Source organism: Bradyrhizobium sp. NBAIM18, from assembly GCF_020193825.1.
Lineage (GTDB): Bacteria > Pseudomonadota > Alphaproteobacteria > Rhizobiales > Xanthobacteraceae > Bradyrhizobium > Bradyrhizobium yuanmingense.
Genome location: NZ_JADYVO010000012.1, coordinates 106,309 through 117,917 on the forward strand (window position 1 = coordinate 106,309; position 11,609 = coordinate 117,917).

Sequence of the window (11,609 nt, forward strand, 5' to 3'; positions counted from 1 at the left end):
GCAAGACGTGAGAGTATTGCATGAAAGCCTACGTCTACGGCCCTGAAGGCGCGGGGATTTCCGACGTCGCTCAACCAAAGCCCAAAGGCACGCAGGTGCTCGTCCGCGTTCGCGCCTGCGGCCTCAATCGCGCCGACACCGGCATGCGCAAGGGCCACGCCCATGGCGCGGCCGGCGGCGTCGGCACCGTGCTGGGCATGGAATGGGCCGGTGAGGTCGCCGAGCTCGGGCCCGATGCGAAGGGCGTGAAGATCGGCGACCGCATCATGGGATCGGGCGGCGCGGCGTTCGCCGAATATACGCTGGCCGATCACGGCCGGCTGTTTCACGCGCCCTCGAACATGAATTTCGAGGAGGCCGCCACCCTCCCCGTCGCGCTCGCGACCATGCACAACGCCGTCGTCACGATCGGCGGGGTGCAGGCTGGCCAGAGCGTGCTGGTCCAGGGTGCGAGCTCCGGCGTCGGGCTGATGGCAATGCAGATCGCCCGGCTCAAGGGCGCGAAGCTGGTGATCGGCTCGTCCACCGACGCGTATCGCCGCGGCCGGCTGAAGGAGTATGGCGCCGACCTCGCCGTCGACAGCTCCGATCCGAAATGGGTCGACGAGGCGCTGAAGGCGACGAACGGCGAAGGCGTCGACCTCGTCGTCGACCAGGTCTCGGGCAAGGTCGCCAACCAGAACCTCGCCGCGACGAAGATCAAGGGCCGCATCGTCAATGTCGGCCGCCTCGGCGGCACCCATGCCGACTTCAATTTCGACCTGCACGCGGCCCGCCGCATCGACTATGTCGGCGTCACCTTCCGCAGCCGTACCATCGAGGAGGTCCGCGAGATCTTTGCCGAGGTCCGCAGGGACATCTGGGGCGCGGTGGAATCGCGCAAGCTGCAACTGCCGATCGACAAGGTGTTCGCGTTCGACGACATCGACCAGGCGTTCGAGCACATGGAAGCGAACAGGCATCTGGGGAAGATCGTGGTGACGGTGTAGGCGACGGCGACCCGCGAAGAGTGACGGAGCTCCTGCTCCACCCGTCATGGCCGGGCTTGTCCCGGCCATCCACGTCTTTTCCGCTCGGAACGAAGAACGTGGATGCCTGGGACAAGCCCGGGCATGAAGGCGCTGATGGTCCCGCTCCTGCAACTCACTGGCGACTACTTCTGTGGATCGGCGCTTGATGTCCCACACGGGGCTGCTAAATCCCCCGCCATGACCTCCCAGCACGACAAAACCTCGGTCGCGGCCATCTCGATCTTCGCCAGCGGCGGCATGGCGGCGGCCAAGTTCGCGGTCGGGATCGCGATCGGCTCGCTGGCGCTGATCTCGGAAGCCCTGCATTCCCTGATCGACCTGGTTGCGACCATCATCACCTGGGCGGTGGTGCGGGTGTCCGACAAGCCCGCCGACGAGGAGCACCATTACGGCCACGGCAAGCTGGAAAGCATCTCCGCGCTCGGCGTCACCGCCCTGCTCTACGTGCTGGCCGGGGGCATCCTGGTTGAGGCCTATAGCCGGCTGCGCGAGGGAACCCCGCCGCCGACCATCTCGGCCGTGCCGTTCGTGGTGCTGGTGATCGATATCGCCGTCAATCTCTGGCGCGCCCGCGCCCTGCACCGTGCCGCGCGGGAGACCAGAAGCCAGGCCTTGGCGGCCGACGCGCTGCATTTCGCCTCCGACGTGATGGGCTCCTGCGCCGTGATCGTGGGCCTGATCCTGGCCGGGCTCGGCTTCTGGTGGGGTGACACCGCGGCGGCCGCAGCGGTTGCCGTGATGATCGCAGCGCTCGGCCTGCGCATGGCCGGCTCGACCGTGCAGACGCTGGTCGATCGCGCTCCCGAAGGCGCGCAGGAGAAGGCCAAAGCGGCGATCCGCAGCGTGCCCGGCGTGATCGACGTCGAACGCTTGCGCGTGCGCATGGTCGGAGCGACCACGTTCATCGACACTATCGCGAAGGTGCCGCGGACCTATCCGATCGACCGGGTCGAGGACATCAAGCGCAACGCGCAGGCCGCCGTCGCCAAGGCTTTCGGCGATGCCGACCTTACCTTCGCCGCAGTGCCCGTCGCGCGCGACAACGAGACCGTGCGCGACCGCATCATGGTGATCGCGCGCAATTCCGCCCTCGCCGTCCACCACGTCACGGTACACGATCTCGGCGTCAAGCTGATCGTCAGCATCGACCTCGAGGTCGATGCCAACATGCAGCTTGAGGCCGCGCACGACATCGCCAACACGCTGGAGCGCAACATCCAGGAGGAGTTCGGCGAGGACGTCGAGGTCGACGTTCACATCGAGCCGCTGGAACCGGAACTTCCGTTCGGGGTCGATGCCACGCCGGACCGGGTGCGGACCATCGCCGCCGCGCTGACGGAATATGCCGCCGGCAGCGAGATCCACGACATCCACAATGTGCGGGTCCGCAACACCGACGCCGGCGAGATCGTCAACTTCCACTGCCGCGCAACACCGTCGATGAGCGTGATCAAGGTGCACGAGCAGGTCGACGCGATCGAGCGTGCGTTGCGGCGCGCGTTCCCGAGCGTGAAGCGCGTCATCAGCCACGCCGAGCCGCCGCGGGCGTGATGAAGAATGCGCGACGAGTCACACGTTCTCGTTTCGGACTCGTTCCACCCGTGCCTTTGCGGACGCGCGATGCACAAACTGCGTGTTGGATAAGAATAATTTCGCGTTAACGATTCGTTGACTCTCGACAGCCCGCGAAAACTGGATTCAAATCGGTGTGATTCGGAAGTGACGTGGGGCTGCTTCCGGACTTCAGTTGCAAGCTGGTTTTCAGGGGGCCGAAGGCATGTCGCGTGCAGACGCCGCGAGCGCGTGCGTCCAATCCGATTCGATCAAGGGATTGGCGCAATCGATCGCGAAACCTGCCTATCATCGGCTCTTGATCGCGGAGCCGGCGCTGCGTCGCGCCGTGCCGACGCTCATCATCGCCTTCCTGATCACGATCTGCCTCGGTGCCTTCGTGCAGGTGGTCGATCAAACGCGCCAGAAGCGGCTGGTGATCCGACACGACATTTCGGCGCTTGCCGACCTGCTCGCCGAGCGCATCGACCGCCTCACTTCGGTTCGCCAGGAGCGGCTCAAGACCATCGAGGGCCTGCCGACGCTGCTGCCCGATCTCATTCCGTCCTGGGCCACGGCCTCGGGCCGGCACGTCATCGTCACCTCCGCCGGCATCGACCGCCGCATCCTCGCGCGCATCCCGGCCGACAGCGACGCGGTCGGCAACGACCGCCTGCTCGATGCGATCACGACCGCGCAGCTGGTCGCGGCACCGCCGCGCGACGCCAACGTCTCCGACATGACGCTGCCGAGCGGCAACGCGGCGATGGCGACCTCGCGGCAGATCAAGTCACTGCCCGGCTTCGTCACCGTGATCCAGGAGCGCAACGAGCCGATCTGGGGCTCTGACGCCGCGCTTTCGGTGACGCTGTCGGCGACGACCGGCTTCGTCGTCCTGATCCTGGGCTTCGCCTTCCACTGGCAGTCGACCCGCGCCCGCGAAGGCGACCTCATCAACGACGCGGTGCGCGGCCGCATCGACACCGCGCTCAACCGCGGCCGCTGCGGGCTGTGGGACTGGGACCTGTCGCGCGGCCGGATCTTCTGGTCGCAGTCGATGTTCTCGATGCTCGGTCTCGACGGCCGTCACGAACTCCTCACCTTCGGAGAGGTCAACGCGCTGGTGAAGTCCGACGACATCGACCTGTTCGCGATCGCCGACCAGCTCATCTCCGAGAAGATCGACCACATCGACCAGACCTTCCGCATGCAGCATGTCGACGGCCACTGGATCTGGCTCCGCGTCCGCTGCGAGAAGACGCGCGGGGCGACCGATTCCAGCGTGCACCTGATCGGGATCGCCGTCGACATCACCGAGCAGAAGAGCCTCGCCGAAAAGACCGTGGAAGCCGACCTCCGCCTGCGCGACGCGATCGAGACCATTCCGGAAGCCTTCGTGCTGTGGGATGCGAGCGACCGCCTGGTGCTCTGCAACTCGCACTTCCAGCGCCTGCACAAGCTGCCCGACACCGCCGTCATCCCCGGCACCTCCTACGAGACCGTGCTCGAAGTCGGCCGCATGCCGGAGGTGCGCACCCGCCACAACGAGACAGCGGCCCAAGGCCCGGGCGCGCGCACCTTCGAGGCGCAGCTCGACGACGGCAGCTGGCTGCACATCAGCGAGCGCCGCACCAAGGACGGCGGCTACGTCTCGGTCGGCACCGACATCACCCGCATCAAGGAGCACGAGCAGAAGCTGGTCGACAACGATCTGCGCCTGCGCGCCACCGTCATCGACCTCAAGCGCTCGCAGGCCGCGCTGGAGCGCCAGGCGGTCGAGCTCGCCGACCTCGCCGAAAAGTACCAGCGCGAGAAGACCCGCGCCGAGGAAGCCAACCAGACCAAGTCGAAATTCCTCGCCAATATGAGCCACGAGCTGCGCACGCCGCTCAATGCCATCATCGGCTTCTCCGAGATCATGGGGTCGGGCATGTTCGGCGAGCTCGGCAGCGAGAAGTACCAGGAATATTGCCAGGACATCCTGACCAGCGGCCATTATCTGCTCGAGGTCATCAACGACATCCTCGACATGTCCAAGATCGAGGCCGGCCGCATGAAGCTCGACATGGAAGAGCTCGACCTCGCGCAGACGCTCGCCGAATCCTTGAGGGTCGTCACCGGCCGTGCGCAGGACAAGCACCTGACGCTCGATGCCGACATCGCAAAATCCATCTCGGTCGTCGCCGACCGCCGCGCCACCAAGCAGATCATCGTCAACCTGCTCTCCAACGCCGTGAAGTTCACGCCCGACGGCGGACGCGTCGTGGTGCGCAGCCGGCAGCTCGACGACAGGATCGTGCTGATGATCGCCGACACCGGCATCGGCATCGCACCGCATTCGCTGGCGCGGCTCGGGCGCCCCTTCGAGCAGGTCGAGAGCCAGCTCACCAAGACCTATCACGGCTCCGGCCTCGGACTTGCCATCGCCCGCTCACTGGCGCAGCTCCACGGCGGCTCGATGCGCCTGCGCTCGAAGATCGAGGTCGGCACCGTCGTCCGCGTGACCCTGCCGCGGGATGCGGTGAAGGCGGGATCGGGGATATCGGCTGCGGCTTAGCACACGGCGGGAAGCTCGCTTGCGGCCATCCTTCGAGACGCCCGCCTCCGGCGGGCCCTCAGGATGAGGGCGGAATGCGGGGCAGCAGTTTCAACGAAACACCGATGCAACGGAGCCTCATCCTGAGGAGCCCGCGAAGCGGGGCGTCTCGAAGGACGAGGCGCTTGCTCAGGCCCCTAGAGCTGCAACGTCGGCGCGACTTCGCGCGCGACGTTGACTAGCGCTGCGATCAGCGGCGTCATGGGATCGCGCTGCGGGATCACCAGGCCGATGCTGTAAGTGACCTCGGGATCGACGATCGGAATCGACCGCACGGTGTCGGACAGGCCGAGCGTCTCGGCGAGCTTGGCCGGCATCACACTGGCCCAGCGCCCGGTCTTGACGTGCGTGAACAGCACCAGCAGCGAGTTCGAGGTCAGCGTCGGCGTCACCTCCGCGCCGACCGATCGCAATGCGCGGTCGATGATGCGGCGGTTCTGCATGTCTGGCGTCAAGAGGCACAGCGGCACCTGGCCGACCTCGGTCCAGGTCACCGTCTCGCGATCGCCGAACATCGCGTCCGGCGCGGTGAGCAGGCGATAGCTCTCGTTGTAGAGCGGGATGGTGCGCACCTTGCCGATCGGCTCGTTCTCGATATAGGTCAGCCCCGCATCGACCTCGAGATTTTCGAGCAGCCCCAGCACCTCGGACGAGGTGGTGGACTGGATGCGGAAGCGCACCTCCGGATGCTTGGCACGGAACGGCGTCGTCAGCGCGGCGACCATGCCGAGCACGGTCGGGACCGCCGCGATCCGGATCTCGCCGGAGAGCTGATGCTTCAGCCCGTTGATCTCGTCGCGCATCGCCCGGGCATCGCCCACGATCCGCCGCGCCCAGTCCAGCGCCCGCTCGCCTTCCGGCGTAAATCCCTGAAAGCGCGAGCCGCGCTGGACCAGCATCACGCCGAGAATTTCCTCGAGCTGCTTGAGCCCGGTCGACATCGTCGGTTGCGTCACGCCGCAGGCTTCCGCGGCGCGGCCGAAATGCCGCTCCTTCGCCAACGCCAGCAATAGTTCAAGCTTGTCGATCAACCGATCGTCCCCTCGAATTCCATCGTGGCATGCAAGCTAGCACGCCGGGCCCACACCAACACGCAAAAACCCGCAGCCGACCCAACTTTCATGACCAATCCGTATCGCTCGATTGCGGTTGCAAATCGGTCCGAATCCGCAATCGCAGCTTCTGAGCGATGAGCTCGGTCACCGCGCTGAAGCAGGCTATGACCCTTCCAGCAGCGCCCTGAACACGCGCCGCACCTCGCTCTGGGTCTCCTTCACCCGCGCCTCCAGTGAGGAGAAGTCCGGCGCGTCGCCGGCGCGCGCCATGACGCGCTGCAGGTCGGTGCCGGCGGTATCAGGCTTGAAGCGCTCGCTGACGCAGAGACGCAGGATCTGCGTGAGGTCGTGATAGAGCCGCGCCGCGGCCCGCAAAATCTCCGTCTCGGATTGCGCGAGCACGCCGATCCTGCAGGCATTCTCCAGCACCTGCATGGTGCTGACGTCGAGAATCTCGGGCTTGTCGTGCGCGTGCACGAGCTGGAGATACTGCGCGATGAAGTCGATGTCGACCATGCCGCCGGCGGCATGCTTGAGATCCCAGCAATCCGCCTCGCCCTTCTCCTGCGCGATCGCACGCCGCATGTCGGCGACGTCGTTGGCGGTGATGGCGGGATCGCGGCGGCGGGTCAGGACATCGCGGATGACGCGCTCGATCCGTTCCCGGAATTCGGACGAAGCCGAGACTACGCGCGCACGCGTCAATGCCATGTGCTCCCAGGTCCAGGCTTCGTTCGCCTGGTAGTCCGCGAACGAGACGAGGCTCGAAGCCACCGGACCTGCGCGTCCCGAGGGCCGCAGCCGCATGTCGATCTCGTAGAGCACGCCGTAATTGGTGCGGGTCGTGAAGGCGCTGATCAGGCGCTGGGTGAAACGGGCGAAATAGTGTGCGCCGTGAAGCGATTTCACCCCGTCGGAGTCCGGATGGTCGCCGTCGAAATCATAGAGCAGGATCAGGTCGAGATCGGACGAGGCCGTCATCTCGCGGCTGCCGAGCCGGCCCATCGCGACGATCGCGGTCTCCTGACCCTTGATGCGGCCGTGCTGGGCGGCGAAGCGATCGGCGACGAGACCGTGCACGGTGTGGACGATTCCCTCCGCGACGTCGGCGAAGGCCGTGCTCGCCTGCTGCGCCGAGACGGTGCCGGAGAGGATGCGCGTGCCGATCAGGAACAGGCTCTCCTGCCCGAACAGACGCAGGCGATCGAGGAACTCCTCGTATGAGCCGGCGTCCTGCACGGTGGCAGCTAACCGCCCCGACAATTCCTGCCTGTCGGGCATGGCGCCGAAGAAGCGCGGATCGATCAGGCCGTCCATCAGCTGGGGCTGCCGCGCCAGCATGTCGCCGAGCCGCGGCGCGGCTCCCAGCACCAGCGCCACCAGCGCGACGAGATCGCGGTTCTGGCCGAGCAGCGTGATCAGCCGGCCACCGCGCTGCAGCGCGCCGAGGAAATGATCGAACGAAACGACGGCGCGATCCGGCTCTTCGGCATGGGCAAGGCCGTCGATCAAGGCCGGCACAAACTCGACGAAGGCGCTTCGCGTCGCCTCAATGCGGAAGACGCGATAGTCGCCGGTGATCCAGTCGCGCACCGTCTGCGCGACCGCGGCGGGCTTCTTGAAGCCGAGCGTCGCGAGGTGCTGCAGCAGGCGCGGATCATCGGGGCCCGCACCGTAGTCGAGCGCCGGCAGCCTCGCCGTGCCGGTGGGATCATCGCCCTCGAACAGTTTTTCGTAATGGCCCTGGACGATCTGGAGCTGGCGCAAGAGGTCGCGCGCAAAGGCCTCCCGAGTCCGATAGCCGAAGAACCACGCAAAGCGCTCGACCGCCTGCTTGTCCTCCGGCAGCGTGTGGGTTTGCTCGTCGGCGATCATCTGCAGGCGATGCTCGACACGGCGCAGGAATTCGTAGGCGGTCGCCAGCTCGTCACGCGCCGCCACAGTGATCCAGTTGCTGGCGGCGAGCACGTCAAGCGCCCGCAGTGTCGGCCGCACCCGCAATTCCGGATGGCGGCCGCCGGCAATCAATTGCTGGGTCTGCGCGAAGAATTCGATCTCGCGAATGCCGCCGCGTCCGACCTTGACGTTGTGGCCCTCGACCGCAACCTCGCTCTGGCCGCGATAGGTCTGCATCTGCCGCTTCATGTCGTGCACGTCGGCAAGTGCGGCAAAGTCGAGATGCTTGCGCCAGACGAACGGCCCGATCTCGGCGAGCAATGCCTCGCCCGCTTTTGAATCGCCGGCACAGGTCCGCGCCTTGATCATCGCGGCGCGCTCCCAGGTGCGCCCTTCCCGCTCGTAATAGTTCAGCGCGGCGTCCCGCGAGATCGCCACCTGCGTCGAGGACGGATCGGGCCGCAGTCGCAAATCGACGCGGAAGACGTAACCATCATAGGTGCGCTGCTGCAGGATGCGCGCCATGCCTTGCGTCACGCGGACGAAGAACGGCTGCGGCTCGATATCGGGCGCGAGGGTCGTCGCATCGGGATCGAAGAACACGATGAGATCGATATCGCTGGAATAGTTCAGCTCGCCCGCACCCATCTTGCCCATCGCGAGCACGATCAGCCCGCAGCCCTCTTCGGGTGCCTCGGGATTGGGCGGTGAGAGCTTGCCGCGTGCGGCTTCCTGCCGCAGCAGATATTGCAGTGCCGCCTGCACCGAGGACACCGCGACATCGGTCAGCGCCGCCGTCACCCGCATCACCGGCCAGACACCGCCGATATCGCACAGCGCGATCAGGAGCGCAGCCTCAGCCTTCATGCGGCGGAGCAGCCGCATCACCTCGGCCTCCTCCGAAGCCGCGAGCACCGCGCTGCGCGCCTCCGCGATCAGCGCCGTCAGATGCGCATCCGGATCGCATTCGAGCAGCCGGATCAGGCGCAAGGCATCGGCGCGCACCAGTTCGAACAGATAGGGCGAGAATTCCGCAATCCCGGTCAGGATCTCGCGGGCGAAGGGATGGCCGAGATGCGTTTCGAGACGGGCCGATTGTGCCGGCTCGAGCTCGGCCAGCCAGCTTTCGAAACGGGGTTCGTCGGTTGCGGAAGCGGCAATATGGGGAGCATCCGCGAAGCGTGCGGCCAGCCTCTCACCATGCTTGTCCGCGTTTCCCGGCGCGGAGTGGTTCATGCCACCTTCTGTGGCACATCCGGCATTGGCGGAGCAACCCTGTCGCCGGCACCCGCGCGCGCCGGCAGCACGAGCGTGGCGACGAGGCCGGGATGGGCATCGCCCAAGCGCAATTCGCCGCCGTGCAACGTCGCCACCGCAGAGGCGAGGCTGAGGCCGAGGCCCGAGCCCGGCAGCGTGCGGCTGGCCTCCAGCCGCACGAATCGCTCGATGACGTGCTTGCGGTCGGCTTCGGGGATGCCCGGGCCGCGATCGGTGACGCTGAGCAGCACCTGGTCGCCCTCGCGCCTCGCCTCGATCGTGATTTGCCTCGCGTCCATGCTGACCACGGTTCCCGCCGGCTGTGCCGCGGGCTGGCCGTATTTGATCGCGTTCTCGACAAGATTGGCGAGCGCCTGGCTGATCAGCTCACGATTGGCATGAACCGGCGTCGGCTCGCACTTGACCTTCAGGGTCATGCCGTCGTCCTCGGCGAGCGGCTCGTAGAGCTCGTGGATGCCCTCCGCGACCTCCGCGGCATCGAAGTCGTCCATGTTGCCGCGCGCCTGTCCGGATTCCGCGCGCGCGATCATCAGAAGCGCGTTGAAGGTCCGGATCAGCCCGTCGGACTCCTCGATGGTCCGCTCCAGCGCGGCGCGATAATCCGCCTCGCAGCCCGATCTCGCCAGCGCCTCCTCGGCGCGATTGCGCAGCCGTGTCAGCGGCGTCTTGAGGTCGTGGGCGATGTTGTCGGAAACCTCCTTCAGTCCCGCCATCAGCGCCTCGATCCGCTCCAGCATGGCGTTGAGGTTCTCGGCGAGGCGATCGATCTCGTCGCCGCTGCGCCCCACGGGCAGGCGCTCGCTGAGATCGCCGGTCATGATGCGCTGCGCCGTGCCGGTCATCGCGTCGATGCGCCTCAGCACCCGCCGCGCGACGAAGATGCCGCCGCCGAGGCCGAGCACGACGACGATCAGGACCGAAAATTGCGCCGCCTTGGCGACGATGCCGAACAGGCGCCGCCGCTCGGCCAAGTCGCGGCCGATCAGAAGCCGGAAGCCGTTCTCCAATTCGGTGACACGAACCAGCGCGCGATGATCGCGATCATCGCTGTCCTCGATCCGCCGGTAGGCCGTCTCTGACCAGCCGCGCGTCGCCAATACGCCGGGCGCCAGCGAGCCGACATTGCCGGCAATCGCCTGACCCGTCGGCGTGGTCACGAGGTAGAGGTTGGCGCCCGGCCGCAGTGCGCGGTACTCGATCGTGCGCACCAGGCGAACCATGCCGCCGCGGCCGTAGATCTCGTTGATCTCCGAGGTCTCGGCATTGACGGTCTGCGTGATCTCCTCGGTGATCAGCCGCCGCGTGTTCCAGGCGAAATAGGCCAGCAGCGAGGCCGCGAACATCGCGAACAGCAGCAGATAGACCAGCGTCAGCCGGAACGCCGTGGTGCGGACGAGTTTACCGAATGCCGTCACGGATCATGTATCCGGCGCCGCGGATCGTGTGCAGCAGCGGGCGCTCGAAGCCCTTGTCGATCTTGGAGCGCAGTCGCGAGATGTGCACGTCAATCACATTGGTCTGCGGATCGAAATGATAATCCCAGACGTTCTCCAGCAGCATGGTGCGCGTCACCACCTGGCCGGCGTGCTTCATGAGGTATTCGAGCAGGCGAAATTCGCGCGGCTGCAGCGTCAGCTCGTCCTTGCCGCGAGCGACGCGATGCGAGAGCCGGTCGAGCTCGAGATCGCCGACGCGATAAAGCGTCTCCTCGGCGGGACCGCCGCGGCGGCGCGACAGCACTTCGACGCGGGCCAGCAGCTCGGCGAAGGAATAGGGTTTCGGCAGATAATCGTCGCCGCCCGCGCGCAGACCCTTGATGCGGTCATCGACCTGCCCGAGCGCGGAGAGAATCAGCACCGGCGTCGTATTGCCCTTGTCGCGCAATGCGCCGATCAGCGACAGGCCGTCACGCTTGGGCAGCATGCGGTCGACCACCAGCACGTCGTATTCGCCGTTCTCGGCCATGGCGAGGCCTTCCTCGCCGTCGGCGGCGTGGTCGGCGATGTGTCCGACTTCGCGAAACGCCTTGGCGAGGTAGTCGGCGGATTCGCGGTCGTCTTCGATGATGAGGAGGCGCATCGTGCGTTCGGCGGCGGTCAAGGAGGTCAACCTTCTCTAAACATGGCGCGAGCGGCAACCGCATGCAAGCCGAGCAGGAGAGGCTCGAAGCGGGAAAAAGGCGGGCGGTGAGGCTGGGGGGAC

Annotated in this window: 7 protein-coding genes; 3 read left to right on the forward strand and 4 right to left on the reverse strand. The window is 66.4% G+C overall.

All coding sequences use genetic code 11. The features are described 5' to 3' along the window. The first annotated feature begins 20 nt into the window (after positions 1-20). From I6F17_RS24630 to I6F17_RS24640, 3 genes are all read left to right on the forward strand, one after another. Positions 21-989, forward strand: a complete 969-nt coding sequence (locus I6F17_RS24630; RefSeq protein ID WP_225124922.1) for a zinc-binding dehydrogenase — start codon at positions 21-23, stop codon at positions 987-989. Between the two features lie 219 nt (positions 990-1,208). Next, the gene (locus I6F17_RS24635; RefSeq protein WP_225125054.1) at positions 1,209-2,582 is read left to right on the forward strand and encodes a cation-efflux pump; all 1,374 of its coding nucleotides are present in this window, start codon (positions 1,209-1,211) and stop codon (positions 2,580-2,582) included. Between the two features lie 226 nt (positions 2,583-2,808). Then, complete coding sequence (locus tag I6F17_RS24640) at positions 2,809-5,139, forward strand: PAS domain-containing sensor histidine kinase (RefSeq protein ID WP_225124923.1); 2,331 nt, start codon at positions 2,809-2,811, stop codon at positions 5,137-5,139. A gap of 176 nt (positions 5,140-5,315) precedes the next feature. Here I6F17_RS24640 and I6F17_RS24645 read toward each other — a convergent pair whose 3' ends face one another. The 4 genes from I6F17_RS24645 to I6F17_RS24660 all read right to left on the reverse strand — a co-directional run bounded on the left by I6F17_RS24645 (position 5,316) and on the right by I6F17_RS24660 (position 11,486). After that, complete coding sequence (locus I6F17_RS24645; protein ID WP_036035190.1) at positions 5,316-6,209, reverse strand: LysR family transcriptional regulator; 894 nt, start codon at positions 6,207-6,209, stop codon at positions 5,316-5,318. Between the two features lie 186 nt (positions 6,210-6,395). After that, positions 6,396-9,365, reverse strand: a complete 2,970-nt coding sequence (locus I6F17_RS24650) for a bifunctional [glutamine synthetase] adenylyltransferase/[glutamine synthetase]-adenylyl-L-tyrosine phosphorylase (RefSeq protein WP_225124925.1) — start codon at positions 9,363-9,365, stop codon at positions 6,396-6,398. After that, positions 9,362-10,822, reverse strand: a complete 1,461-nt coding sequence (locus I6F17_RS24655; protein ID WP_225124928.1) for an ATP-binding protein — start codon at positions 10,820-10,822, stop codon at positions 9,362-9,364. Before I6F17_RS24655 ends, I6F17_RS24650 begins: the two co-directional genes overlap by 4 nt. Then, complete coding sequence (locus I6F17_RS24660) at positions 10,806-11,486, reverse strand: response regulator transcription factor (protein WP_036035209.1); 681 nt, start codon at positions 11,484-11,486, stop codon at positions 10,806-10,808. Before I6F17_RS24660 ends, I6F17_RS24655 begins: the two co-directional genes overlap by 17 nt. Positions 11,487-11,609 lie beyond the last annotated feature (123 nt).

Bases quoted from the DNA above. Each gene is read 5' to 3' on its own strand.
- I6F17_RS24660 (WP_036035209.1), bottom strand. From the start codon at position 11,486: ATGCGCCTCCTCATCATCGAAGACGACCGCGAATCCGCCGACTACCTC.
- I6F17_RS24630 (WP_225124922.1), top strand. From the start codon at position 21: ATGAAAGCCTACGTCTACGGCCCTGAAGGCGCGGGGATTTCCGACGTC.
- I6F17_RS24650 (WP_225124925.1), bottom strand. From the start codon at position 9,365: ATGAACCACTCCGCGCCGGGAAACGCGGACAAGCATGGTGAGAGGCTG.
- I6F17_RS24640 (WP_225124923.1), top strand. From the start codon at position 2,809: ATGTCGCGTGCAGACGCCGCGAGCGCGTGCGTCCAATCCGATTCGATC.
- I6F17_RS24635 (WP_225125054.1), top strand. From the start codon at position 1,209: ATGACCTCCCAGCACGACAAAACCTCGGTCGCGGCCATCTCGATCTTC.